Source organism: Streptomyces sp. NPDC033136 (assembly GCF_055578235.1).
On the sequence record NZ_JBVIPD010000010.1, the window covers coordinates 226,181 to 252,561 of the forward strand.

Consider the following 26,381-nt stretch of genomic DNA (forward strand, 5'->3'; position numbering starts at 1 on the left):
CACCGGATCACCGACCGCCGCTCGTCATGAGGAGCCTGTCCCGGTCAGCGACCGAGCCGGGCGGGCAAAGTGAAAGGACCCCTCAGCCCGTGTAGCCGAGACGCCGGCTGAGCTCGTCCGCTCCCGCGACCATCAGCGGCGCGAGTTCGCGTATGCGCTCTTCGGTCAGCCGGAAGGCCGGCCCCGACGCACTGAGCGCCGCGACGACCTCGCCGTCACCCGAACGCACGGGAGCGGACAGGGCGTTGAGGCCCTCCTCGTACTCCTCCAGCGTGCGGGCATAACCCTGCTCACGGGCTTCGGACAGGTCCGCCTCCAGTTTCTTCCTGGAGGTCACCGTGCGCGGCGTCAGACGGGGCAGGCCGGTTTCGGCGAGGAGCTCGTCGCGGGCCTTGCGGTCGAGGTGGGCCAGGAGGATCTTGCCGCTCGACGTGCAGTGCAGCGGCGTCTGGCGTCCCACCCAGTTCTGCGCGGCGATGGCCGACGAGCCGCGCACCTGGTAGAGGTTGATCGCGTGGTGGGACTCGAGCACGGCGATGTTCAGCGTCTCGCCCACATCGTCGACGAGACGCTCACAGATCCCCCGGCCGTGTCTGGTGACGGCGATGCGGCCCGTCACCGCGCCGGCCAGGCGCACGACGCCGAAGCCGAGACGGTACTTGCCGCGCTCGCTCTCCTGCTCGACCATCCCGTGCGCTTCCAGCGCGCCGAGCAGACGGAAAGCGGTGGACTTGTGGACGTCGATCGCCGCGGCCACCTCACTCACGCCCGCCTCGCCGTGCTGGGCGAGGATCTCCAGCACGGCGACAGCACGGTCAACGGATTGCACTCCGCCACTGGGAGCGCCTGCGGGCTCAGCGCCGTGGTTGCTCATGGCGAAACCCTAAGTGAAAGGGACAACAGGCGTGAGGGGGCGGGGGTCATTTTCCTCAGCGGAAGACGACCGTACGGTTGCCGTTGACCATGACGCGGCTCTGGCTGTGCCATTCCACCGCACGCGCCAGGACCTGCGCCTCGACGTCACGCCCCAGGGCGACCATGCTGTCGGGCCCCTGGGAGTGGTTCACACGGATGACGTCCTGCTCGATGATGGGTCCCTCGTCGAGGTCCGGGGTGACGTAGTGGGCCGTGGCTCCGACGAGCTTGACGCCGCGGTCGTGCGCCTGGACATAGGGGCGGGCGCCCTTGAAGCTCGGCAGGAACGAGTGGTGGATGTTGATCGCCCGGCCCTCGAGCTGCTTGCACAGGTCGTTCGACAGGATCTGCATGTAGCGGGCGAGGACCACCAGGTCGATGTCCAGCTCGTCGACGAGCTCCAGCAGCCTTGCTTCGGCCTCGGGCTTCGTCTCCCGGGTGACGGGCACGTGGTGGAAGGGGATCCCGTAGCTCTCGGCGAGCGGCTCGAAGTCCCGGTGGTTGGAGACGATCGCCGGCACCTCGATGTTCAGCGCGCCGGTGCGCCAGCGGAAGAGCAGGTCGTTCAGGCAGTGCCCGAACTTCGACACCATGATCAGCGTGCGCGTCGGAGTCGATGCCTCGTACATCTGCCAGGAGATCCGGTACGCCTCCGCGACCTGGGCGAAGCCGGACTTCAGGTCCTCCAGCGACATGCCCGGGTCCGAGACGTCGAAGTGCACCCGCATGAAGAAGCGGTCCTGCAGCCGGTCGTCGAACTGCTGGCTCTCCTGGATGTTCCCGGAGTGCCGGACCAGGAAGCCGGTGACGGCGTGGACGAGGCCAGAGCGGTCGGGACACGACAGGGTGAGGACGAACTCGCGGCCGGTTGTGGGTCCAAGTGACACGGAGCCCTCCCAAGAGGTGCGTATTACGCAACAGCCTGACTGATACGCAACATGGTCCTGGCTGTGACAGTCTGAGGTCAAGGGCTTGACAGTGGTTCGGACGAACTGCACCGTGAGTTGCGTAGCAAGAAGCTCGTTGCACATGAGGCAACCACTCGCCCGCCCGAGGCGCTTCACTCCGAGGTGAACCATGACTACGACCGGCCTGCCGGAGAGCCTGATCGCGACCCTCCCCGGTGACCACTACACGGACCCGGAGATCTTCCGCCTGGAGCAGGAACACATTTTTGAATCGATGTGGTTCTGCGCGGCACGCTCGTCGGAGCTGTCGAAGCCGGGCGCCTTCCGGACCGTGGACGTCGGGCGGGAGAGCGTCCTGCTGACCCGGTCGCGCAGCGGCTCTGTCCGGGCCTTCTTCAACGTGTGCCGGCACCGGGGCGCGAAGCTGTGCACGCAGGAGTCCGGCGAGGTGAAGCGGGCCTTCCAGTGCCCGTACCACGCCTGGACGTACGACCTCGACGGCAAACTCGTCGCGGCGCCCAACCTCACGAAGATGCCGGACATCGGCCGCACCGAGTACGGTCTGGCGAGCGTGGCGGTACGCGAGTGGCTGGGCTATGTGTGGGTGTGCCTGGCCGAGAACCCGCCCCCGTTCGAACAGTCGGTGATCGCGGACGTGGTCTCGCGCCTGGGCGACGCGGAGTCCATCGAGCGGTACGACGTCGAGAGCCTGGAGGTCGGCCGGCGGATCGTCTACGACGTCAAGGCCAACTGGAAGCTCATCATCGAGAACTTCATGGAGTGCTACCACTGCGCGACCATCCACCCCGAGCTGACCGAGGTCCTCCCGGAGTTCGCCGACGGGTTCGCCGCGCAGTACTACGTGGGGCACGGCGCCGAGTTCGGCTCGGACGTCCAGGGCTTCACCGTGGACGGCTCGGAGGGCCTGGACCGCATCCCCACGGTCTCCGAGGAGCAGGACCGCCGGTACTACGCGATCACGGTACGCCCCCAGGTGTTCATCAACCTGGTCCCCGACCACGTGATCTTCCACCGGATGTTCCCGGTGGCGGTCGACCGCACGATCGTGGAGTGCGACTGGCTGTACCTGAAGGACGTGGTGGCCAGCGGACGGGACGTCAGCCGGTCGGTCGAGCTGTTCGACCGCGTCAACCGGCAGGACTTCGACGCCTGTGAGCGCTGCCAGCCCGCGATGAGCTCCCGGCTGTACGCCAAGGGCGGCGTCCTGGTGCCCAGCGAGCACCACATCGGAGAGTTCCACGACTGGGTCCAAGACCGCCTCGGCACCCGCTCGAACCTCGCGGAGAGCTAGGCGATGACCCGCAAGGCACCTGCCGAGGACCCCGGTGACTCCCGTCTGCGGGTGGGCCCGCCGAAGGACCACGCCGCGGGCCTCCCCGCGGTCACGTCCTCGCTGCGCCACGCCCACGCGCAGATGGGCGTCCGCCGCAGTCTGCTGACCCTGCTGAGCGTCAACCAGAAGACGGGATTCGACTGCCCGGGCTGCGCCTGGCCCGAGCCCGAGCACCGGCACCGTGCCGAGTTCTGCGAGAACGGCGCCAAAGCGGTGGCCGAGGAGGCGACCCTGCGCCGGGTCGGCCCCGGCTTCTTCGCCGAGCACACGCTGGCGGAGCTGGCCGGACGCAGCGACTACTGGCTCGGCCAGCAGGGTCGCCTCACCCACCCCGTGTACCGTCCCGCGGGCAGCGACCGCTACCGGCCGATCTCCTGGGACGAGGCGTTCGCCGTCATCGCCCGGGAACTGGGCGCTCTCGACTCACCGGACCAGGCCGCTTTCTACACCTCGGGCCGGGCGAGCAACGAGGCCGCCTTCCTCTACCAGCTGTTCGTCCGGCTCCTCGGCACCAACAACCTGCCGGACTGCTCCAACATGTGCCACGAGTCGAGCGGCTCCGCCCTGACCGAGACCATCGGCATCGGCAAGGGCAGCGTCCGGCTGGAGGACCTGTACGAGGCCGACCTGATCCTCGTCGTCGGGCAGAACCCGGGCACCAACCACCCCCGGATGCTCTCGGCGCTCGAGACCGCCAAGGGCAAGGGGGCCCGCGTCATCTCGGTCAACCCCCTGCCCGAAGCGGGCCTGCTGCGCTTCAAGAACCCCCAGCGGCCCTCCGGCGTCCTGGGGGCGGGAACCCAACTCTCCGACCTGTTCCTGCAGATCAGGCTGGGCGGCGACCAGGCGCTCTTCCAGGCCTTCAACCGCATGCTCCTGGAGGCGGAGGACGACGCTCCCGGCACGGTCCTCGACCATGACTTCATCACCGCGCACACCCACGGCTTCGGGGAGTTCGCCGAGCGGGCCCGCAAGACGTCCTGGGACGACGTCCTGGAGGCGACCGGCCTGCCGGAGCGGGAGATCCGGGAGGCGTTCCAGGAGGTCCTGTCCGCCCGGAAGATCGTCGTGTGCTGGGCCATGGGCCTCACCCAGCACCGCCACTCGGTGCCGACCATCCGCGAGGTCGTCAACTTCCTGCTGCTGCGCGGCAACATCGGCCGCCCCGGCGCCGGCCTGTGCCCCGTGCGCGGACACTCCAACGTCCAGGGCGACCGGACCATGGGCATCCACGAGAAGCCGGACGCCGCCTTCCTCGACGCGCTCGGCGCGGAGTTCGGCTTCGCGCCGCCGCGCCACCACGGCCACGACGCGGTGGAGGCCATCCGGGCCATGCGGGACGGACAGGTACGGGTCTTCGTCGCGCTCGGCGGCAACTTCGTCTCCGCCGCCCCGGACACCGAACTCACCGAGCGGGCTCTGCGCAACTGCGAGCTCACCGTGCAGATCTCCACCAAGCTCAACCGGTCCCACGCGGTGACCGGCCGTCAGGCCCTCATCCTGCCCTGCCTGGGCCGCACCGAGGCCGACCTGCGGCCGGCCGGGGAGCAACGGGTGACGGTGGAGGACTCCATGGGCATGGTGCACCTCTCGCGTGGCCGGCTGGCGCCCGCCTCCGACACCCTGCTGAGCGAGGTCGCGATCATCTGCCGGATGGCGAACGCGGCGCTCGGGAGCGGTGGTCCGCAGGTGCCCTGGACCGACTTCGAGGCGGACTACGACCGCATCCGGGACAGGATCGCCCAAGTGATCCCCGGCTTCGAGGACTTCAACGCCCGGGTGCGCCGGCCGGGCGGCTTCGCCCTACCCCACCCGCCCCGCGACGAGAGGCGCTTCCCCACCCGGACCGGACTGGCCAACTTCACCGTCAACCCCCTGGACGTACTGCGCGTCCCGCAGGGGCGGCTGCTCCTGCAGACCCTCCGTTCGCACGACCAGTACAACACCACCATCTACGGTCTGGACGACCGCTACCGGGGCATCCACCAGGGCCGCAGGGTGCTCTTCGTCCACCCCGACGACCTCGCCGCACACGGCCTGACCGAGGGCGACCCGGTCGACATCGTCAGCGAGTTCTCCGACGGGGCCGAGCGCCGGGCACCGGCCTTCCGAACGGTCGCCTACCCCACCCCGCGCGGCTGCTGCGCCGCCTACTTCCCCGAGACCAACGTCCTCGTACCGCTGGACTCCACCGCGGAGGTCAGCAACACGCCGACGTCCAAGTCCATCGTGGTCCGGCTGGAACCGGCGCACTGACCGGACGGCCGGTCAGTGCCGCTCAGGATCCAGCAGGCCGGGTCCGGTCAGGCATGTCCACGCATGACCGGACCCGGATGGTGCGGTATGCCGACGCTGACGGGCTGGGATGGTGAGGCACGTCCACGCATGACCGGACCCGGATGGTGCGGCATGCCGACGCTGACGGGCTGGGATGGTCAGGCACGCTGGCGGCTGACGGGACTCGGCCGGGTCAGGCACGCTCGCGCATCGCCGCCGCGTACACGTCCGCCGAGGCCGCGGCGGCCGTGTCCCAGCCGAACGACCCGGCGTGCCGGGCGGCGGCCGTGCCCATCCGGGCCGAGAGCGCCGGGTCGTCGGCGAAGCGGCGCAGCGCCCGCGCGTAGTCCGCGGGCCTGTGCCCCGGCACCAGGACGCCGCTCACTCCGTCCCGAACGGCCACCGGCAGGCCGCCGACCGCGGCCGCGATCACCGGCGTGCCGCATGCCTGCGCCTCGGCGGCCACCAGGCCGAAGGACTCGCTGTAGGAGGGCATGACCAGCACGGTCGCCGCCCGATACCAGTCCGCGAGCTCCGCCTGACCCACTGGCGGACGGAACAACACCACGTCCCCGATACCGAGCTGGGCGGCGAGCTTGTGCAACTCCTCCGGCCTGGCCAGGCCGCTGCCGCTCGGCCCGCCCACGATCGGCACGACGATCCGCTCGCGCAGCCGCGGCCGCTCCACCAGCAGCCGGGCCACCGCACGCAGCAGGATGTCCGGAGCCTTGAGGGGCTGGATGCGGCCGGCGAAGAGCGGGATCAGCGCCCCCGGCGGCAGCCCGAGCCTGGCCCGGGCGGCGGTCCGGCCGGCCTCGATCCCGCGAGGATCGGGCCGGAAGCGGTTCAGGTTCACGCCGGGATGCACGACGGCGACCCTGCCGGGTTCGGCGTCGTAGTGGCGGCACAACTCGTCCGCTTCCTTCGCCGTGTTGGCGATGAGCCGGTGAGCGCCCCGGACGACCCGGGTCTCCCCGAGCACACGGGACTCGGGCTCGGGTGCGTCGCCTTCGGCGAGGGACGCGTTCTTGACCAGAGCCATGGTGTGCATGGCGTGCACGAGCGGTACGCGCCAGCGTTCGGCGGTGAGCCGGCCGGCCTGCCCGGACAGCCAGTAGTGCGAGTGCACGACGTCGTAGTACCCGGGGCGCTGCCCAGCCCAGATCCGCGTCACTCCGTGCGTGAAGTCGCACAGCCGCGCCGGCAACTCCTCCTTGGCCAGGCCCTCGTAGGGGCCGGCGACCACATGCCGCGCCAGCACGCCGGGCGCGAGCTCGACGGTGGGCGGCAGCGCCGCCGAGGTCGCCCGGGTGAAGATCTCCACCTCGATGCCGAGCGTGGCGAGGCACTTGGCGAGTTCGACGATGTACACGTTCATGCCGCCCGCGTCGCCGGTGCCCGGCTGGTGCAGGGGCGAGGTGTGCACGCTGAACATCGCGACGCGGCGGGGGCGGCGACGGCTCACTCCTGGCGCCCCCCTCGCGGCCCCAGGGAGATGCGCTGCTCGCCGGCGTACACGTTCATGGAGCTGCCGCGCAGGAAACCGACCAGCGTGAGGCCGGTCTCCGCCGCCAGGTCCACCGCCAGGGAGGAGGGCGCGGAGACCGCGGCCAGCACCGGGATGCCGGCCATGACCGCCTTCTGCGCCAGTTCGAAGGACGCGCGGCCGGAGACCAGCAGGACGGTCCGGGACAGCGGCAGCGCGCCGGACCGCAGCGCGCGCCCGATCAGCTTGTCGACCGCGTTGTGACGGCCCACGTCCTCCCGCAGGTCCAGCAGTTCCCCCTCCGCCGAGAACAGCCCCGCGGCGTGCAGACCCCCGGTGCGGTCGAACACCCGCTGCGCGGCCCGCAGCCGGTCGGGAAGGGCCGCCAGCAGGTCGGGAGCGACCCGGACCGGGGGAGTGTCGGCGATCGGCCAACGGGCGGTGGTCCGCACGGCGTCGAGGCTCGCCTTGCCGCACAGACCGCACGAGGAGGTGGTGTACACGTTCCGTTCGAGCGAGATGTCCGGCACCGCCACGCCGGGCGCGAGCCGCACGTCGACGACGTTGTACGTGTTCGAGCCGTCCGCTGTCGCGCCCGCGCAGTACACGATGTTCGCCAGTTCCTCGGCCCGGCCGAGGACGCCCTCGCTCACCAGGAACCCGGCGGCCAGCGCGAAGTCGTCGCCGGGCGTGCGCATGGTGATCGCGAGAGGTCTGCCGTTCAGCCGGATCTCCAGCGGCTCCTCCGCCACCAGGGTGTCCGGCCGGGTGCCCACCGCCCCGTCCCGGATGCGCAGTACGCGCCGTCGTTCGGTGACCCGTCCCACGCCCACTCCCCAGATCCCGGCTGCCGCGCCGTCAGCACTCGATGACGTTGACCGCGAGCCCGCCGCGGGCCGTCTCCTTGTACTTGACCTTCATGTCGGCGCCCGTCTCCTTCATGGTCTTGATGACCTTGTCCAGGGAGACGTGGTGGCGGCCGTCGCCCCGCAGGGCCATCCGGGCCGCCGTGACGGCCTTGACCGCGGCCATGCCGTTGCGCTCGATGCACGGGATCTGCACCAGGCCGCCGACCGGGTCGCAGGTCAGGCCCAGGTTGTGTTCCATGCCGATCTCGGCGGCGTTCTCCACTTGTTCGGGCGAGCCGCCGAGCACCTCCGCGAGGCCGCCCGCGGCCATGGAACAGGCGGAGCCGACCTCGCCCTGGCAGCCGACCTCGGCGCCCGAGATCGAGGCGTTCTCCTTGAACAGCAGGCCGATGGCGCCGGCCGCCAGCAGGAACCGGACCACGGCGTCGTCGTCGGCTCCGTGCACGAAGTTGACGTAGTAGTGCAGGACCGCCGGGATGATGCCGGCCGCGCCGTTCGTCGGGGCGGTGACCACCCGGCCGCCGGCCGCGTTCTCCTCGTTGACCGCCATGGCGTAGAGGGTCACCCACTCCAGCGCCCGCCCCGCCGGGTCGCCGTCAGCCCGCAGCGCCTTGGCCACGGCGGTGGCCCGGCGGCGGACCCTGAGCCCGCCCGGCAGGATCCCCTCACAGGACAGGCCGCGTGCCACGCATTCCCGCATCACCCGCCAGATCTCCAGCAGACCCGCGCGGATCTCCTCCTCGGTCCGCCAGGCCCGCTCGTTCTCCAGCATCAGCGCCGAGATCGACAGACCCGTCTCCCGGGTCAGGCGCAGCAGTTCGTCGCCGCTGCCGAACGGGTACTTCACCACCGTGTCGTCGACCTTGACCCGGTCCGCACCGGCGGCCTCCTCGTCGACGACGAACCCGCCGCCGACCGAGTAGTAGGTGGCCTCCAGCAAGGACCGCCCCTCGGCGTCGTACGCGAACAGCGTCATGCCGTTGGCGTGGTACGGCAGGGAACGGCGGCGGTGCAGGACCAACTGCCGTTCCGCGTCGAAGCGGATCTCGTGCGAGTCTCCCAGCGCGCGGCCCAGCAGACGCAGCCTTCCCGTCGCCCTGATCCGCTCGACGTCGCCTTCGGCCACGCGGACGTCCACCGTGTGCGGCTCGTTGCCCTCCAGACCGAGCAGGACGGCCTTGGGCGTGCCGTGACCGTGGCCGGTGGCGCCCAGCGACCCGAAGAGCTCGGCCCGTACCGACGCCGTACGCGCGAGCAGATCCTCCTTCTCCAGCCGGCCGGCGAACATACGGGCGGCCCGCATGGGACCGACCGTGTGCGAACTGGACGGGCCTATGCCGATGGAGAAGAGGTCGAAGACGGAGATGGCCACGAGCGGGCTCCCTTGTCTGCGCGTGGGTGTGGCGGGAGGTGCGAGCGGAACCTCTCGACCGCGGATGCCGTGGGGTTTCTGATGAAGCAACCAGCATCTCTATGCGCAACAGCTTTTCTTCTGTGTTCCAGGTTGTCAAGACGCCTGCCGCGCGGACCAGCGCATCGGGGATCCCCCTCCGCCCCTCCGCTCGGGCGGAGAGATGCTCGACGCGGATGCGATGCCCCCTGTGGGGCTTGGTGTACGCCTGCTTCCAGCCCGAGTCAGCCGAAGAGAGCGACGAGGCCGTTCACCCAGATCGCGAGGAACACCAGGACCGCCACCAGGCATCCGGCCCCGGCCAGGGAGGTGCCGAGGGTGCTTCCCTGGCTGTCCGCACTCCGGCCGGATGGCACCGTGTCCCAGTCGGCGGGGTGCCCCGAAGCATCGGAGCAGGCTGCTCGTACGGACGCCAGTTGTTCTCTCGCGAACGCCGATGGGGCGAGCGTCTCGGGGCCACGCCAGGCAAGTGCCTGCATGCGCTGCGGAGCTGTGCGGTATCTCGCCTCGAAGGCGGCGGTCTCGGCTGCGTCGCGTTCCTGCTCGAGGTACATCCATCGGCCGGCTTCCGCGGAGTCTCCGTACAGTCGGTACACCTCGGCCAAGCGGCGGCGCAGCATCACGTCGTTCGGAAAGGACGACGCCAGCCCGCGCAGGCGCTGGCGCGCGACGGGGACCCGGCCGGCGGCCAGGTCCGCGTCGGCTCGGGCAAGAGTCCCTCTCAGCGGCATGAGCGCATGATCGGCTGCCGCGGTGACCGGCGTCGAACTGGTTTCCCGCTCAACGCCGGCGGCCGAGATGGGCGCCGAGGTCGGTCGCCAGCGCCACGGGCAGGAACAGCAGCCCGGTCCGCAACGGGCTGATCCGCGCAGGCCGGGGCGGGACCGCTGAGCCCTGCCCCGACGGGGAACCGAAGGCTCGGGGGCCCCGCGGGAAGGTCGCGCTGGTCGCTTCAGTGCCTGCCGCTCGCCTCGACGTCAAGGCGCTTGGTGAAGGACCGGCCGCCGTCCTTCGACTCGTACACGCCGGTCCCGGTGGCGGCGAGGACGTGCTCGGCGCTGACGGCCGTGAGCGCCTGCGGCCGGCCGCCGGGCACGGTGACCCGCTTCTTCCACGCTGCCCCGCCGTCGGCGCTGCGGTGCAGCGCGCCCGTGGAGTCGATGCCGTAGAGCGCTTCCGGCGCCGGCCAGGAGAGGAAGGCCATCATGGGCTGCTCGCCCGCTGCGAAGGTCTTGCCGCCGTCGGTGCTGCGGGCCACTCCGCCGGCCGTGGTGGCGAGGACGAGGCCGGGGTCCTCGGGGCTGACCGCGATGTCGAGTGCCTCGAGCTCCGCGCCGTCCTTCCAGACGGTGCCGTCCTCGCTGGTGCGCAGGAGCCCGTTGGTGGCGTCGTACCCGTAGACGGTGTCGTGTACATACTCGAGGGCGTGGAAGTCGGACTGGCCGGAGAGAGACAGTGACTCCCAGCTGCGGCCTGCGTCCGTGCTCTTGATCAGCCCTTTGTTGTGGGGACCGCCGCTGCCCGCGCCGGGATGCCCACTGGCGAGGAAGGTCTTGTTCCCCGCCACGGTGAAGCCCATGAAGTCGTCCCGGTTGCCGCCCACCAGTGAGGGGCGTCCCTGGGCGTCCGGGGTGTAGACACCCTCGTGCGTGGCGACGTACAGGCGCTGGTCGGACGGGTCCAGGCCCAGCCCGTGGATGTGGCTCACGGTGACGCCTGCCGCGGAGTCCGCTGCGGAGGTGTCATTGCCGTCGCTGTTGCCGGAGCAGGCGGTCAGGGTGAGGCTGAGGGCGGCCGCGGTGACTGCCGCGGCGGCAAGGCGCTGGTTCATGGTTCCTCGGAGAGAAGGCGTGCGGGCGCACTGGGGTGGCGGCGGCCCGGGAAAGCGGGCGGCGGCTGTCCGGGACCCCCACCGCGAACGCGGGGGAGCCCGGACAACCGGGCTGGGGGCGCGGACCGGTCGCCCGGCCCGCGCCCGCGGTACTCAGAGCCGGTCGAGGATGCTCTGCAGCTGCTTGACCTCGGCGGACTGGCCTTCGACGATGTCGCCCGCCATCTTCACGGCGTCGGCGTTCCCGCCGTTCTTCTGCTCGTCCTCGGCCATGCTGATCGCGCCGTTGTGGTGCTCGATCATCATGTCGGCGAACATCTTGTCGAACTCGGCGCCCTTGATGTCCTTGAGGTGCCCCATGTCCGCGTCGGACATCATGCCGTCGCCGCTGCCGTGGTGCATGCCCGGCATGGACTCCATGGCGGTCGGCTTGTTCCAGGACTTCAGCCAGGCCTTCATCGTCCTGATCTCGGGGTCCTGGGCTTTCTCGATCTTCGCCGCGATGTCCTTGACCTCGGAGTCCGAGGCTCGGCCGTCGGCGAGCCCGGCCATCGCCAGGGCCTGCTCGTGGTGCGGGATCATCATCTGCGCGAACGCGACGTCCGCGTCGTTGAAGTCCTTGGAGCCGGCGGTCGCCGACGCGGACGCGGGGCTGTTGCCGGCGCCGTGGTCCATGCCGGCCATGTCGTCGTCGCCGTTGTCGCCGCAGGCGGAGAGGAGCAGAGCTCCGGCGGCGACGACGCCCACGGCGGCGGCGCGGCGGAGGGGCTTGCGGCGCGGGGCACGCATGCAGGAAGTCATGGTCGATTCACCTCGTGTTGCTGGTTCATTGACTGTTCGGGGGCAGGCGAAGCCGCGGGTCCGCACAGGGAGTGCGCCCGACGGCATGGTTCGGCCTACAGCCGCAGAACTGACAAACGAGTGAGATCGGGTCCGCGAGGCGGGGGGTTGGGCCGCGCGACGGCGGCGACTTGGGCGAGCAGCTCCGCCAGCCACTCCCGGTGACGGGCGAGTGCCGACCTGACGAGGGCGGCGAGCACCCATGCGCCGAACAGAACGGCCACACACAGCGACAGCATGTCCATGGCCATGGCGGGCTCGTGGGAGGACGACGAGCCCGGCGTACCGGTGGCGTGGCCGCCCATGACCGTGTCGGCGGAAGCCCTCATCGGGTCGTGCCCCGAGGCAGCCGCATCCGGCACGGCCGAGTGGGACGCGGTGCTCATGGTGGCGTGGGCCGTCTCGCCGGGGTGCCCCATGCTGTGCATCGCGAAGACGCCCAGGGCGAGCACGACGACGAGCAGCAGGTGCCCGAGGGCGCCTCCCGCGCGTACGTATCGGCTCACCTTCACACCGGACTCCGTCACTGGCCGTTCTTGATCTGCGGTTCCGACAGTACCCAAGGAACGCGGGCCGTGCCGCAAGAGGGGCGATGTGCGCTGCTCCACCCGCCTGACTGCAGGCCACCACCGCCGCCTCGTCACAGCGGACGGCGTCTTCGCCGCACCCGACCCCGACCGGGCCCGCGCTCTCCTCCCTGGCCTGGGAGCGGGCCCGACCGAGGGCTGCCGACCGGCGAGCCGACGGTGAGAGCGCCGGGTGCGTCCCCGCCTGCGGCCGGGGAGCCGGTCGTCGCGCGCCCGGCTCCGATCACGTCCCGCCCACGGGCAGGGCTTCAACCCGATGTCCCCGCTCGGCCGGGGATACCGGGGCCCCGGCCCGGCCGGAGCATCTGGCTCGCGGCCAGCTCGCGGTAGAGAGCGCTGCCGGCCAGCAACTCCTCGTGGCGTCCGCCGGCGGCGGTGCGGCCGTCCTGCAGCACGACGATGTGGTCGGCGTGCTGCACGGTGGACAGGCGGTGCGCGATGACCAGCAGGGCGCACTCCTGGGCGATGTCCTTCATGACGGTGGTGAGGGCCGATTCGTTGATCGCGTCGAGGTGGGAGGTGGGCTCGTCCAGCAGGAGCAGCGAGGGGCGGGCCAGCAACGCGCGGGCGATGGCGACGCGTTGCCGTTCGCCACCGGAGAGGGTGCTGCCGCGTTCGCCGATCACGGCGGCAAGGCCACCGGGCAGACGGTCGACGACTTCTTCGAGCCGGGCCAGTTCCATGACGCGCCGGATCTCTGCATCCGTGGCGCCGGGCACGGCGTAGGCGATGTTGTCGCGCAGGGTGCCGTGGACGACGTGGGCGTTCTGGTCGACCACGGCGATGCGTCGGCGGCAGGCGTCAAGGGTGAGTTCGGTGGCGGGTCGCCCGTCGAAGAGGACGCAGCCGGCGTCCGGCTCGTAGAACCTCGCCACCAGGGCGAACGCCGTGCTCTTGCCGGCTCCCGAGCGGCCCACCAGAGCGACGTGCTGCCGGTGCGCCACGGTGAACGAAACGCCGCGCAGGACCGGCCGTTCCGGGTCGTAGCCGAAGTGGACGTCGTGCAGGGCGAGGGCGGGTTGTCCGGGGGAGGTGGACGGCCCGGCCGGCCGCCGTGCGAGTGCGGATGCGGGGGCTGTCGGCGTCAGCGGCGCGGTCGGCTCCACCGGCAGGCGGAGCGCCTCCTCGATGCGCTGGTAGGCGCCCATCCCGCGCTGGATGAGACCAACGGCGTGGAAGACGGAGGACAGCGGCAGGACGAGGTACGAGGCGTACAGCAGGAAGGCGACGAGGTCGCCGAGGGAGCCGGCGTGGCCGTTGACGCGCAGACCACCGACGACCAGGACGATGAGGAAGGAGCCCTGAACGGCCAGTTCGACAGCGGGGCTCATGACCGAGGCGAGCTCACGGACCCGGCGTCCACCGCCCGCTTCGCCCGTTACTGGACGCTCGTCTCGCCCGGCATCGGCGTAGTCCTGCGCGGGGCACTCCGAGCGGTCAGGGCGGCTGCGGAGCAACACGCGTCCAGGCAGACCGGAGACCGGCCAGGCACGCGGCACGGGTCGTGATGCGCACCGTCCCGGCCCTGGGCAGGCTGTGTGCACGCGAGACGGTGCACACCGTGGCCCGTGGGAGCGAGAACACCATGGGAGACCACGGCCCGCTGCACCGGCCACCGACAGGACGCCCCGCCGGATCAGTGACACCGCCAAGACGTCCCGCCCCTCACCTCACGTGAGGACGGGCTTGCCAAGGGCTTCAAACGCCTGCGGAGAGTCGCGCACGCCCTGCGCGGCCGTCAGCGGCCCCGGCGAAGCCACTCCGGCTCTGGCCCTCCTGCCTCCACGTCCGGGGCGTCCTGCTCGTGGAAACGCCGCCGCACGGCCGCCTCCAGCTCCTGATCCACCGACTCGGGCAGGGGCTGCCCCAGTGCCCAGTCGATCACCGTCTCCGCGACCGTGTGCAGCTTGGTGTTGGTCTGCTGGGAGACCTCGCGCAGCACCTCGAACCCGGCGGCCGGCGGCATCCGGTGGGTCGCGATGAGGATGCCGAGGGCCTGGTCGACCCTCGCGTGCGAATGGACAGCCCGCTGCAGCTGGGCGTTCTCCTGCTCAAGGCGAGCCATGGTGTTCCTCGTGGCGTCGGGGGCGGGCCGCGGAACCCGGGAAGTCGTCATCACCAGTCTCCGTACGCAGGGGCAAGGTCTTCTCTCCCTGCGCCTGCCCCGGACGGAAACAGCCAGACACCCTCAACACGACGCGAAGACCACACGGCAGCCGAGGGTGCTCGTCGCCGACCATGAACGGCGACGAGCCCGAGAGGCCGTCAGCCCAGCCCCTCCCTCACGCGTCGCCCCGGAGCCGGCGAAGAAGGCACCGCCCTCGCGAACCGGCCACCTGGGAAGGCCGAGCGCGACCACCGAGCCGGCCACGCACCGCACGCGCCGGGCCGCGGAGAACAGCTCAGGCGGCACTCCACTGGTGCGCGCGGCCGCCGCGCCACTCGATCCACTGGTCGTCGTCCAGGATGCTGTCGGGATCGTGGATGCCCGCGCCCTCGAGGAACACCACCAGATCGTGATCGCTGTAGGCGGTGCCGAGGATCTCGTCCCGGCCCCGGGAGTGCGCGGTGACGCTCCGGCCACCTGTGGGGGAGAGCGGGTGTACGACGATCGGCGCGCTGCTCACACTTCCCAGCGTGCCCCGGGCCGGCCCGCTTGGCGAGTCAGCTGCCGGGAACCGAGAGCCGGCGGGACCGTGTCGCGGCCGGACGGCCGTGTGAGCCGGCGCGGGGTAGGGTGACGGCCGCGCGGGGTGTGACGGGCTCCGTACGAAGCCCAAACCAGTCCATGACGGACTGGACGTACAGAGGAAGGCAGTGGTGGCCGGACGTTCCGCGCGGGTACGCCGATCGCTGTTCGCGGCGCACCCGGCCCGTACGGTGGTGCTGGCCTTCGCCGCCGTGACCGTGCTCGCGACCGGGCTGCTCGCGCTGCCGGCCGCCACCGAGGACGGCACGGCCACCGGGCTGGTCACCGCGCTGTTCACCGCCACCTCGGCCGTCTGCGTGACGGGCCTGGCGGTCGTGGACACCGGCACGTACTGGAGCGGATTCGGCGAGGGCGTGATCCTCGCGCTGATCCAGGTCGGCGGCTTCGGCATCATGACGATGGCGTCCCTGCTCGCCCTGCTGGTCTCCGGAAAGCTGGGCCTGCGGATGCAGCTCACCGCGCAGGCGGAGACCAAGAGCCTCGGCATCGGCGACGTGCGCCGGGTGCTGCTCGGCGTGGCCGGCACCACCCTGATCGTGGAACTCGCGGTCGGCGCGGCCCTCTCCCTGCGGTTCCGCTTCGGCTACGGCTACTCCATCGGCGACGCCGCGTACCTGGGCTACTTCCACGCCGTGTCGGCCTTCAACAACGCCGGTTTCGGCCTGCACACCGACAGCCTCACCCGCTACGCCCGGGACCCGTGGGTCACGCTGCCGATCGCCGTGGCCGTGATCCTCGGCGGCCTCGGCTTCCCGGTGCTCCTGGAACTGCTGCGCCACCGGCACCGACGCCGCACCACCGGCCGCCGCAACTGGACCCTGCACACCAGACTGACCCTCGCCACCACCGTCGTCCTGCTCGCCGTGGGCACCGGGCTGACCTGTCTGCTGGAGTGGACCAACTCCGGCACCCTGGGCCCCCTCGACTGGCCCGAGAAGCTACTGAACGGGTTCTTCCACTCCACGATGACCCGCACCGCGGGCTTCAACTCCGTCGACATCGGGGCGATGCACGCCTCCACGCTCCTCATGACCTGCATGCTCATGTTCATCGGCGGCGGCAGCGCGGGCACCGCCGGCGGCATCAAGGTCACCACGTTCGCGGTGCTGGCCGTCGCGATCATCGCCGAGGTACGGGGCGAACCCACCTCCTCGGTCCTCGGCCGCAGGCTCGCCCCGCACGTCCTGCGCCAGGCCCTCACCGTCGCGCTGCTCGGCGTCGGACTGGTCATGACCGCCACACTCGCCCTGCTGGGCATGACCACGCTGCCCTTCGAGGGTGTGCTCTTCGAGGCCGTCTCCGCTTTCGCCACCGTCGGCCTGTCCACCGGCATCACCGCCGACTTCCCGGACGCCGGCCGGCTGATCCTCGTCCTGCTGATGTTCATCGGGCGGCTGGGCCCGGTCACCCTGGTCTCGGCGCTTGCCCTGCGTGAGCGCAAACGCCGCTACGAACTGCCCGAGGAGCGACCCGTCATTGGTTAACTTCCTGCACTCCCTGCGCCGGCGCCGCCGCAAGCGCCCGGCCGACCAGCACGTCCCCTCCACCGGAGACCAGCGGGTCGCGGTCATCGGCCTCGGCCGCTTCGGCAGCTCGCTGGCCAACGAGCTGATGCACCGTGGCTGGGACGTGCTCGGCATCGACACCGACCCCCGCCTGGTGCAGAAGTACAGCGACGGCCTGACCCACTCGGCGGTCGCCGACTGCACCGACCCCGAGGTGCTGCACCAGCTCGGCGTCCACGAGTTCACCAGCGCCGTCGTCGGTATCGGCACCGATATCGAGGCCAGCATCCTGGTCAGCTCCAACCTGCTGGAGGCCGAGGTCCCCAACATCTGGGCCAAGGCCATCAGCCGCCAGCACGGCCAGATCCTCGAACGCCTCGGCATCCACCACGTCGTCCTGCCCGAGCACGAGATGGGCGAACGCGTCGCCCACCTGGTCACCGGCCGCATGCTCGACTTCATCGAGTTCGACGACGACTACGCGCTGGTCAAGACCGTCGCCCCGGACCTCATCACCGGCGTCCCCCTCGCCCGGAGCCAGGTCCGCACCAGATACGGCATCACGGTCGTCGGCATCAAACGCCCCGGCGAGGACTTCACGTACGCCACCGCCGAAACGGTCGTGCAGAAGGGCGACGTCCTCGTGGTCACCGGCAAGACCCACGCGGTGGAGGCCTTCGCCGAGCTCAGCTGAGGCGTATGGAGCGCGTCAAGGGCGTACGGGCTGCCGAAAGGGAGCCGCCAAGGACGGCCGCAGTACGGGCTGCGCGAGCGCCACTGGAGACAGCCGGCGCACGCCGAGTGGATCACTTTCACCGCCCGGACGCGGATGTGGGTGCCGACCTCACCGAAGGCGGCATCACCCGTAAGGTCCGCAAAGGCGCGGCCGGTTCGGTCGTGGCGTGGGTGTGCGAACAGGGCGGCACGGCCGCCGAGGACGCCGAGTGCGTCGCGACCGGATCTCCGAAGGCTGCGGTACGCCGCTGCTGGACGCCCGTCGAGGTCACCGACGGCGCCCGGATCCTGGGTGTCATCCATCTCAAAAACGCGGTCACCGGCTCCGCCTCCGCCTTGACCCGGACATCTCCCCGGCGTACGCGCGGATCCAGGTCAAGCGCGTGACTGGGGTGAAACGGCCCTGACCGTCCGCGCTCAGGGAACCGGGCCGGGAACTGATGGCCTTCCAGGGACAGGGGGCCGACCACGTACGGCCCGGCTCGCCGCCGTGGATCACCGCGAGTCGGACAGAAGTGTTCGACCTGTCGGACATTGTTCGGAACCTATTGACGCTGCCCCGGGAGTCGACTGAGACTCTCGCAACACACATTCCCCGCGTGTAACGGCACGTTCACGGAAGGGACTTGCCGTCGCCTCTGCCGCTCATCGTTCTGCGTTCCGCCTTGCCCGTCATCAACCATGCCTCAGCAGGGAACCTCGATATGACGCACGTCGCACGACTTCGCAGCCGCGCGAGACGTCGGGCGGGCCAACTCGCCGGACTGACCGCCGCGTCGATGCTGCTCACCCTCGCCGGACCCACCGCTCCCGCACAGGCGGCAGAGGCGGCACCGGCGGCCGCGGACATCACCGACGGCCTGGCCCTGTGGTACAAGCTCGACGCAGGCTCCGGCAGTACCGTCACCGACGCCTCCGGCAACGGCCGGGACGGCACGGTCAGCGGCACCGCCGACTGGTCGGCATCCGGTCAGGGGCTCGCCTTCAACGGATCCGACACCTACATCAAGGTGCCGGACGACATCATGAAGGGCATGGACTCGATCACCGTCTCCATGGACGTGATGATCGACTCCACTCAGAGCACGCCCTACTTCCTCTACGGTTTCGGCAACAGCAGCGCGGGCAGCGGCAACGGCTACCTGTTCACCACCGGGAACTCCTTCCGCACCTCCGTCGCGACGGGCAACTGGTCGACCGAGCAGACCACCAAGCCGTCCGACTCCCACCATCTGACCCGTGGCGTGTGGAAGCAGGTCACCTACGCCCAGACCGGCTCCACGGGTGTCCTCTACGAGGACGGTGTCGAGGTCGGCCGCAACACCTCGGTGACCACCACGCCCGGCGCCATCGGCTCCGGCACCACCAAGGCCAACCACATCGGCAAGTCCGTCTACGACGGCGACAAGCTCTTCAAGGGCCGGATACGCGACTTCCGTGTCTACGACCGGGCACTGGACGGTGCGGAGGTCGAGCAGCTCTCCCTCCCCGTCGCCACGCAAGGTGTCGCCGACGACGAGGAAGCCCTGAGCCTCGGCGACACCAGCGGCATCACCTCCGACCTGGACCTGCCCAGGACCGGCACGGCCGGTGGCTCCGCCATCAGCTGGAGCAGCGACAACCCGTCCGTGGTGTCCGACAGCGGCAAGGTGACCCGCCCCGAGGCCGGCTCACCGGACGGCCGTGCCACGCTCACGGCGACCCTGAGGAAGGGCACCGTGACCGGCACCAGGACCTTCGACGTCACGGTCCGGCCCGCGCTCGACGACGCCGCCGCCACCCGGCAGGCGGCCGAGGCGCTCACGGTGCACAACCTCGACGACGCACGCGGCAACCTCACCCTGCCCAGGAGGGGCGCCTTCGGCACGGCCGTGACCTGGTCCTCCGCGAAACCGGACGTCGTATCCGCCGACGGCGAGGTGCACCGCCCCACGCACGGCGACGGCGCCACCACCGTCGAGCTGACCGCCACCGTCACCAAGGGCGAGGCCGAGGCCAGACGCGTCATGACGGCCAAGGTGCCCGAACTGCCCGCCGAGGCCGCCCTCAAGGGCTACATGTTCAGCTACTTCACCGGCGAGGGCACCTCGGACGGCGAACAGCTCTACGCAGCCCTCAGCAAGGGCAACGACCCGCTGCACTGGCGTGAACTGAACGACGGCAAACCGGTCCTCACCTCCACCCTCGGCGAGAAGGGCCTGCGCGACCCGTTCATCATCCGCTCCCCGGAGGGCGACAAGTTCTACCAGATCGCCACCGACCTCAGGATCTACGGCAACGGCGACTGGGACGCCTCCCAGCGCACCGGCAGCAAGTCCATCATGGTCTGGGAGTCCACCGACCTGGTGCACTGGACGAACCAGCGCCTGGTCAGGGTGTCACCCGACAGCGCCGGCAACACCTGGGCGCCGGAGGCGTTCTACGACGCCGAGCGCGGCGAGTACGTCGTCTTCTGGGCGTCGAAGCTCTACGACAACGCCGACCACTCCGGCAACACGTACAACCGCATGATGTACGCCACCACCCGCGACTTCCACACCTTCAGCGAGCCCAAGGTCTGGATCGACCGCGGCTACTCGGTCATCGACTCCACGATGATCCGGCACGACGGCACGTACTACCGCCTGTCCAAGGACGAGCGGAACAACTCATCCTCCACCCCCAACAGCAAGTTCATCTTCCAGGAGAAGAGCGACTCGATCCGGAACCCGTCCTGGACCGCGGTCGCCGAGGGCATCGGCAAGGGCGCGATGAACGCCGCCGAGGGACCACTGGTGTTCAAGTCCAACACCGAGCAGAAGTGGTACGCGTTCCTCGACGAGTTCGGCGGCCGCGGCTACATCCCGTTCGAGACGACCGACCTCGACTCCGGCACCTGGACCCCCTCCACCGGCTACGACCTGCCCGCCAAGCCCAGGCACGGCACCGTGCTGCCGGTCACCCAGGCCGAGTACGACCGGCTGCTGCGCGCCTACCAGCCCGACCAGCTGGTCAAGAGCGTCGAGGACGTGTCGGTGAAGACGCGGGTCGGCGAAGCCCCGGTCCTGCCGGCCACGGTCGTCGCCGAGTACGCCGACGGCGTCAGGCGTCCGGTCTCCGTCGACTGGGCGGACGTGCCGGCGTCGTCGTACGCACGGGCGGGCACCTTCACCGTGACCGGCAGCCTGCCGAGCGGCGCCGCGATTCCGGTCCGGGCCGAGGTCACCGTGTCGGCGGAGGGCTCCGACGTCCCGGCGGACCTGCTCCTGCACTACGACTTCGACGAGACGGGCGGCAGCATCGCCCGTGACGCGAGCGGGCACGGCCACCACGGCACCTACGTCCGCACCCCCGACTTCGGCAGCGGCGTACACGGCGGCTCGTTCAGGATGTCCGGCGGTTCCAGCAACTCCACCACCTCTCCGTACGTGAAGATCCCGAACGGCGTGCTGAAGGACGCCGCCAGCGTGACGGTTTCGACGTACGCCAAGTGGAAGGGCGGCGACGCCTTCCAGTGGCTGTTCGGGCTGGGTCCCGACAGCGACAAGTACCTCTTCGCCACTCCGTCCAACGGCGGTTCCAAGCTGTACTCGGCGATCACGAAGGCCAGTTGGCAGGCGGAGTCCAAGGTGACGGCCGGTTCACAGCTCACGCCGGGGCAGTGGCGGCACGTCACCGTGACCCTCGACGGCACGACCGGCACGATGGTCCTGTACGTCGAAGGCTTCGAGGCGGCCCGCGCGACCGGTGTCGGCATCAAGCCGTCCGACCTGTACGACGCGGACAAGGACCACAGCGGCTACATCGGCAGGTCGCTGTACGGGGCGGACCCCTACTTCGGCGGCGAGGTCGACGACTTCCGCGTCTACGACCGGGCCCTGTCCTCCGCGGAGGTCCAGGAGCTCAGCGGCAACACGACGGGCATCGCGAAGGTGACCCACCCGGCGCTGAAGGCCGACGCACTGATCGACGACGCCGACAGCAGGATCACCCTGCCGCTGAAGGCGGGCACGGACATCACCGCCCTGGCACCGGAGTTCAGCCTCGCCAACGGTGCCTCGATCAGCCCCGCCTCCGGCAGCGTGCGGGACTTCACCAAGCCCGTGACGTACGAGGTGACCGGCTCCGACGGCGCGCAGCGCACCTGGACCGTGTCGGCCCTGATCATGAAGACACCGGTCCTGCCGGGGCTGAACGCCGACCCGCACATCATGCGCTTCGGCGACACCTTCTACCTCTACCCGACGACCGACGGCTTCGAGGGCTGGAGCGGCACGCGGTTCAAGGCCTACTCCTCCACGGACCTGGTCCACTGGAAGGACCACGGCGTCATCCTCGACCTGGGGCCGGACGTCAGCTGGGCCGACAGCAGGGCCTGGGCGCCGGCGATGACCGAGAAGGACGGGAAGTACTACTTCTACTTCTGCGCCGACGCGAACATCGGCGTCGCCGTCTCCGACTCGCCCACCGGACCGTTCAAGGACGCCCTGGGCAAGCCGCTGCTGAAGGCCGGCGACTTCCGCGGCCAGATGATCGACCCGGCGGTCTTCACCGACGACGACGGCGAGAAGTACCTCTACTGGGGCAACGGCCGCGCCTACGTCGTCCCGCTGGGCGACGACATGACCTCCATCGACACCTCGAAGGTCACGGACATCACCCCGAGCGGCTACAACGAGGGGGCCTTCGTCATCAAGCGCGAGGGCACCTACTACTTCATGTGGTCGGAGAACGACACCCGGGACGAGAACTACCGCGTCGCCTACGCGACCGGAGCCTCGCCCACCGGGCCGTGGACCAAGCGGGGCGTGATCCTGGAGAAGGACCTGTCCCTGGGCATCAAGGGCCCGGGCCACCACTCCGTCGTCCACGTCCCGAACACCGGCGACTGGTACATCGCCTACCACCGCTTCGCCATTCCCGGCGGTGACGGAACCCACCGCGAAACCACCATCGACAAGCTGGAGTTCGACTCCGACGGCCTGATCGAGAAGGTCGTCCCGACCCTGGGCGGCATCGACCCGGTCACCGTCGTCCACGCCGGGCCGGACGCCACCGGCACCGAGGGCGAGGCGATCAGGCTCGCCGGCACCGTCTCCGGGGCCGGCACCCCCAAGTGGACCGTCCAGGACGGCGCCCCGTGCGCCGTCAAGGACCCCGCGGCGGCCCGCACGACCCTCACCTGTACCGACGACGGCACCTTCCGGGTCACCCTGACCGGCGGGCGCGGCACCGACACCGCGACCGTCAAGGTCTCCAACGCCGCCCCGTCGATCACCTCCGCCGAGGGCCCCGGCTCGCCCGTCCCGGTGGGCAGGTCCGCCGTGGTGACGGCCTCCTTCGACGATCCGGGCACGGCCGACGGCCAGACCTGCGAGGTCGACTGGAAGGACGGCAGCAGGCCGACGACCGGGACGGTCACCGACTCCGGCTGCCGCGCCGCACACGTCTACCGGGACGCGGGCATCCACCGCCCGGTCGTCACGGTCACCGACGACGACGAGGGCACGGACACCACCACGCTCGCGGAGCTGATCGTCTACGACCGTGCCGCCGGACCCGCGGCCGGCGTCGGCGTGATCACCTCACCGGCCGGTGCCTACCCGGCCGAGCCGGGGCTGACCGGCAAAGCGGCGTTCACCCTGAGCGCCCAGTACCGGAAGGGAGCCACCGTCCCCGCCGGCAAGGCCACGTTCGTCTTCGGCTCCGCCCGGCTCACCTTCCGCTCCACCGGCTCCGACTGGCTCGTGGTGAACGGCTCCCAGGCCGTCCACCAGGGCACCGGCACGGTGAGCGGCAAGAGCGGCTACGCCTTCAGAGTCACCGCCACCGACGGCCCGGACACCTTCCGCATCAAGATCTGGAACAGGTCCACCGGCGATGTCCTCTACGACAACAGGACCGGCGCCAGGACGAAGGGCGTCATCGCCATCGGACCCAAGCGGCGGTAGGTCCGTCTTCGAAGATCACCGGCCGGTGGGTCGTGGCGGCTGGATACCGCGCCATGACTCACCGGCCGCGTGTCGAGTGCCGGGCACGTGCCCCACGCGTTCTCAAGCTCCGCCGACCGGGCCTCAGACGGGTCCCAGCCGTTGTTCGTCAGCGGGAAACGGAACGGGACAGGCGGACCCCTGTCCGTCCTGAGCTCAGAGCCGGCCGGTGATCGACTGCAGACCGGCACCGGCCGCCCCGACGGCGGCCCAGAGGACCGCACCCAGCAGGAGCGGCCGCGGACCCGCCTCGCGCAGCTTGGAGAACTAACTTCAGCGCCAGACCGATCCCCGACATTGGCTGTCGCGCTCACGCCGCCTCAACCGCGATCACGAGCGTCGCACCGACCATGAGCAGATGGTGTGGTGGGCCGCCTCGATCAGGCTGACCCGCCGTCTGGCCGGGGACGCTCCGCGCGGGCCGGAGAAGCGGGCTCACCGACTGCCTGCGGCGCAGGGCTGAACAGCCCACCGGTCTCGCGCACCAGTCAGCCGCGCGCCTCGAGCGTGTAGGCGCGGTGACGCACCTTCTCCACCTCCTTCTTCTGATCCGGACGCCCGAGCCTGCGCCGACTTCGGCAGGGCGTTGACCACATGGCGGGTCTTGTGAACCAGCATCTTTGCTGTTGGCGCGCTTGCCGCGGAATCATGTCCCATGGGTGCCGTATTTGTGGCGAGATGACCGCTTTTGGGGCTGTGTGACGAAGGCGGCGCAGCTGGCGCTCCTCTCGTCTTGACGATGCGGATCGCCGAACTCGGAGCAGGGGCGCCGAGGTGTGTCGGTGGGACACGGAGCCCGACCGACACACCGTCCCGTCGCCGGTCTGGAACGCGCGTCAGACCATGCTGCCGCCCGTCGTGGACACGTCCGCCCCGAGCGTGGGCAGGCCGCCGATGACTGAGGCGAGCGTGGAGCCGAGGCCCCCGAGGAGGCCGCCGGAGAGGATCGGCAGGCCCGGGATCCAGCCGGTGTCGATCACCGTGAGGCCGGTACGCAGCGGCTGCGGAGCTGCCTTGTCCACGTCCCAGTCCCCTCCCGGAGTGCTGTCGTAGAGCGGCTTCCCGGGCGGGTTCGGCCCCTCGGAAAGCGGCCAGACGACGCCCCGGAAGGCGTCCTTCTCCAGGTATCCGACGAAGCCGTGGGTGGCCGAGCGACCCTTGACGGCGACCTTGCCCTGCGGGGTGATCACCAGCCAGTCGAGGTGGGTGGATACCAGGGTCCGCTTCCCATCCTCTGTGGGGACGGCCAGGGTCACCGTTCCGGCCGGCACGGTGGAGCCGGTCGCCGGGTACTTCGCGGTGATGCCGTAGCCGGCGCCGTCGGCGAGCGTTCCGGTTCCGCTGACCAGGCCGGCCCGGGGTTCGTAGACGACGACCATGTGCTCGCTGTCGTCCTTGCCGGCGTCGTCGTCGGTCACCTCGACGGTGATCGTGTCCATTCCGGCGTGGTCGTAGACGTGGGTGGCGTCGCAGGAGCCATCCTTGGCGGGGAAGGCGGAGGTGGTGCCATCGTCCCACGTCACCTTGCAGGTGTGGCTGTCGTTGCTGCCGGGGTCGGTGAACGACGCCTTCACCTCGACGTCGGAGTTCACGCGGTGGACGTCCCAGTCGGCGGGAGCAGCCACCTTCAGGGCCGGGGCGACGTTGCGGACCGTGACGGTGGCGGAGTCGGAGACAGGGGAGTTGACGCCGTCGTCGGCAGTGAGGGTCGCGGTGTACGTGCCGTCGTCGGTGCAGGTGAGGGTGGTGCGAGGGGCGGACGCGTCGGCGAACGTGCAGGTCGCGCCCTCGTCCACGTTGTCACCCGGGGTGAACTTCCAGGTGGTGGTGGGGGTGCCGTTGTCGTCGGCCGCCGTGCCCTTGAGGGTGACCGGCGACCCCTCGTCGACGGACACGTCGGAGCCGGCGTCCACCATGGGCTCCATGTCCTCCGGGGCACCGCGGTCGCTGGGCGGGGACGCTCCACCAGCCGCCGTCACCTTGGGTGCCCCAGTTGCATTCGTGGTCCTTGATGCCGTTGTTCACCCGTTCCCAGCTGACGTTCGGGTGCGCCGCCTCCAGGTCCCAGGTGTGGCCGCCGGCGAGACCGTCGGCGTTGAACTTCACGTGGCACCACAGCTGCTTGTACATCGACTCCCGCTCGTCCGCGGAGACGGAGGCGGGGAGCGGGGTCTTGTCCGTGGCGCGGTTCCAGATCTGCTCGGTGTACGCGTCGATGGTGTCGGGGAGGTGGACGCCCAGAGCCTTGTCCGTCGGGATCACCGTGAGGACCACGGAGTCCCTGGTCGACGAGTACGCCTCCTCGTAGACGCTGGAGTACCAGTACAGATCGTCGCCGTCCCGTGAGAAGGAGCCGGCCCAGTCGCTTTGCACACCGGTGCCGCCCAGGCGGTCACCGTCGGCGGCGTAGGCATTCATGCTCCAGACCATGGCGGCCATTTCCGACCGCCACTTGTAGTCGGTCTCGACGACGTACGTACGGAAGGGCAGGAAGCCGGTGCAGTCGTCCTGGCGCCACTCACCGTCCCCCACGTCATCACCGGACCAGCTGAGGGAGAGGCTCGCCCCGTCGTTGCACACGTCCATGACCTGGAAGAAGTTGTGCCGGTCGGGATCGGAGTCCGCGTGGTGATGGAAGTAGTGCAGGCCGGCGTTGAAGTTGGCGATGCCGAAGAGCTCGTCGTCGACGTAGATCTTCCCCGAGCTCGTCGCGGCCTGCGCCTCCTGCGACGCGCCCGGCCCGAACGGCACGGCCAGCAGGCCGAGGACCGTTGCCAGGACGACGGTGGCATGCAGTAACGCTCTCTTCACACGGCTCATGACCAATAACCCCCCACAGGCTCTGGCCGCGCGGGTGCTCCGTGCCGGACGGCCGGGTCCTGCGCGCGGCACGGGAGGGGAAGCGTAGAGAAAATAGGGTTTCCATAGGTGAGCGGGACGTGAGATTCGTGAGGGTATCGTGTGTCAACTAGGCCTGGGTTGCA

The 26,381-nt window shown here is 70.3% G+C and carries 18 protein-coding genes and 2 pseudogenes; 6 read left to right on the forward strand and 14 right to left on the reverse strand.

Features of this window, described 5'->3' with window-relative positions; translation table 11 throughout:
- Positions 1 to 82: 82 nt before the first annotated feature.
- Both ACZ5TL_RS20870 and purU read right to left on the reverse strand, forming a co-directional pair.
- Positions 83 to 874 carry an IclR family transcriptional regulator gene (locus tag ACZ5TL_RS20870; RefSeq protein ID WP_468591501.1) on the reverse strand — a complete coding sequence of 264 codons (792 nt, stop codon included), beginning with the start codon at positions 872 to 874 and terminating at the stop codon, positions 83 to 85.
- Between the two features lie 55 nt (positions 875 to 929).
- Positions 930 to 1,802 (reverse strand): formyltetrahydrofolate deformylase, encoded by an 873-nt coding sequence (gene purU / locus ACZ5TL_RS20875; protein ID WP_468591503.1) that lies wholly within the window; start codon positions 1,800 to 1,802, stop codon positions 930 to 932.
- Between the two features lie 190 nt (positions 1,803 to 1,992).
- Here purU and ACZ5TL_RS20880 point away from each other — a divergent pair, with 190 nt between their 5' ends.
- Together ACZ5TL_RS20880 and ACZ5TL_RS20885 are read left to right on the forward strand one after the other, a co-directional pair.
- Positions 1,993 to 3,135, forward strand: a complete 1,143-nt coding sequence (locus ACZ5TL_RS20880) for an aromatic ring-hydroxylating oxygenase subunit alpha (RefSeq protein ID WP_468591505.1) — start codon at positions 1,993 to 1,995, stop codon at positions 3,133 to 3,135.
- A gap of 3 nt (positions 3,136 to 3,138) precedes the next feature.
- Positions 3,139 to 5,433 carry an FdhF/YdeP family oxidoreductase gene (locus ACZ5TL_RS20885; protein ID WP_468591507.1) on the forward strand — a complete coding sequence of 765 codons (2,295 nt, stop codon included), beginning with the start codon at positions 3,139 to 3,141 and terminating at the stop codon, positions 5,431 to 5,433.
- Positions 5,434 to 5,647: 214 nt separating this feature from the next.
- On the opposite strand, the gene mshA is transcribed toward ACZ5TL_RS20885, so the two are convergent.
- The 10 genes and pseudogenes from mshA to ACZ5TL_RS20935 form a co-directional block, all read right to left on the reverse strand.
- Positions 5,648 to 6,889 carry a D-inositol-3-phosphate glycosyltransferase gene (mshA, locus tag ACZ5TL_RS20890; protein WP_468591578.1) on the reverse strand — a complete coding sequence of 414 codons (1,242 nt, stop codon included), beginning with the start codon at positions 6,887 to 6,889 and terminating at the stop codon, positions 5,648 to 5,650.
- Between the two features lie 26 nt (positions 6,890 to 6,915).
- Positions 6,916 to 7,767, reverse strand: coding sequence for a formate dehydrogenase accessory sulfurtransferase FdhD (gene fdhD / locus ACZ5TL_RS20895; RefSeq protein WP_468591508.1), 852 nt, complete (start codon positions 7,765 to 7,767; stop codon positions 6,916 to 6,918).
- 31 nt (positions 7,768 to 7,798) lie between these two features.
- Complete coding sequence (locus tag ACZ5TL_RS20900; protein WP_468591509.1) at positions 7,799 to 9,181, reverse strand: L-serine ammonia-lyase; 1,383 nt, start codon at positions 9,179 to 9,181, stop codon at positions 7,799 to 7,801.
- A gap of 263 nt (positions 9,182 to 9,444) precedes the next feature.
- Positions 9,445 to 9,951 carry a DUF6584 family protein gene (locus ACZ5TL_RS20905; protein ID WP_468591511.1) on the reverse strand — a complete coding sequence of 169 codons (507 nt, stop codon included), beginning with the start codon at positions 9,949 to 9,951 and terminating at the stop codon, positions 9,445 to 9,447.
- Between the two features lie 221 nt (positions 9,952 to 10,172).
- Positions 10,173 to 11,051: a F510_1955 family glycosylhydrolase gene (locus ACZ5TL_RS20910; RefSeq protein WP_468591512.1), complete on the reverse strand. Its 879-nt coding sequence runs from the start codon at positions 11,049 to 11,051 to the stop codon at positions 10,173 to 10,175.
- A gap of 153 nt (positions 11,052 to 11,204) precedes the next feature.
- Entirely contained in the window at positions 11,205 to 11,852 is a 648-nt protein-coding gene (locus ACZ5TL_RS20915) for a DUF305 domain-containing protein (RefSeq protein ID WP_468591513.1), read from the reverse strand.
- 95 nt (positions 11,853 to 11,947) lie between these two features.
- A complete protein-coding gene (locus tag ACZ5TL_RS20920; protein ID WP_468591515.1) occupies positions 11,948 to 12,403 on the reverse strand; it encodes a DUF6153 family protein in 456 nt (151 codons plus the stop codon).
- Between the two features lie 323 nt (positions 12,404 to 12,726).
- Positions 12,727 to 13,833, reverse strand: a pseudogene (locus ACZ5TL_RS20925) (ABC transporter ATP-binding protein); the annotation flags it as partial.
- A gap of 383 nt (positions 13,834 to 14,216) precedes the next feature.
- A complete protein-coding gene (locus tag ACZ5TL_RS20930; protein WP_468591516.1) occupies positions 14,217 to 14,543 on the reverse strand; it encodes an ANTAR domain-containing protein in 327 nt (108 codons plus the stop codon).
- A gap of 337 nt (positions 14,544 to 14,880) precedes the next feature.
- Positions 14,881 to 15,105: a hypothetical protein gene (locus tag ACZ5TL_RS20935; protein ID WP_468591517.1), complete on the reverse strand. Its 225-nt coding sequence runs from the start codon at positions 15,103 to 15,105 to the stop codon at positions 14,881 to 14,883.
- Positions 15,106 to 15,298: 193 nt separating this feature from the next.
- Here ACZ5TL_RS20935 and ACZ5TL_RS20940 point away from each other — a divergent pair, with 193 nt between their 5' ends.
- The 4 genes and pseudogenes from ACZ5TL_RS20940 to ACZ5TL_RS20955 all read left to right on the forward strand — a co-directional run bounded on the left by ACZ5TL_RS20940 (position 15,299) and on the right by ACZ5TL_RS20955 (position 23,358).
- On the forward strand, positions 15,299 to 16,672 hold the full coding sequence (locus tag ACZ5TL_RS20940; RefSeq protein WP_468591518.1) for a TrkH family potassium uptake protein: 1,374 nt from the start codon (positions 15,299 to 15,301) through the stop codon (positions 16,670 to 16,672).
- Positions 16,665 to 17,387, forward strand: a complete 723-nt coding sequence (locus ACZ5TL_RS20945) for a potassium channel family protein (RefSeq protein WP_468591519.1) — start codon at positions 16,665 to 16,667, stop codon at positions 17,385 to 17,387. The genes ACZ5TL_RS20940 and ACZ5TL_RS20945 overlap by 8 nt, the downstream gene beginning before the upstream one ends.
- A gap of 54 nt (positions 17,388 to 17,441) precedes the next feature.
- A pseudogene (locus ACZ5TL_RS20950) lies at positions 17,442 to 17,746 on the forward strand (potassium-transporting ATPase subunit B); the annotation flags it as partial.
- 386 nt (positions 17,747 to 18,132) lie between these two features.
- Positions 18,133 to 23,358: a family 43 glycosylhydrolase gene (locus ACZ5TL_RS20955; RefSeq protein WP_468591520.1), complete on the forward strand. Its 5,226-nt coding sequence runs from the start codon at positions 18,133 to 18,135 to the stop codon at positions 23,356 to 23,358.
- 875 nt (positions 23,359 to 24,233) lie between these two features.
- Here the strand turns inward: ACZ5TL_RS20955 and ACZ5TL_RS20960 are convergent.
- Both ACZ5TL_RS20960 and ACZ5TL_RS20965 read right to left on the reverse strand, forming a co-directional pair.
- Positions 24,234 to 25,313, reverse strand: a complete 1,080-nt coding sequence (locus tag ACZ5TL_RS20960; protein WP_468591521.1) for a PKD domain-containing protein — start codon at positions 25,311 to 25,313, stop codon at positions 24,234 to 24,236.
- Positions 25,198 to 26,217, reverse strand: a complete 1,020-nt coding sequence (locus ACZ5TL_RS20965; RefSeq protein ID WP_468591522.1) for a DUF2599 domain-containing protein — start codon at positions 26,215 to 26,217, stop codon at positions 25,198 to 25,200. Before ACZ5TL_RS20965 ends, ACZ5TL_RS20960 begins: the two co-directional genes overlap by 116 nt.
- Positions 26,218 to 26,381 lie beyond the last annotated feature (164 nt).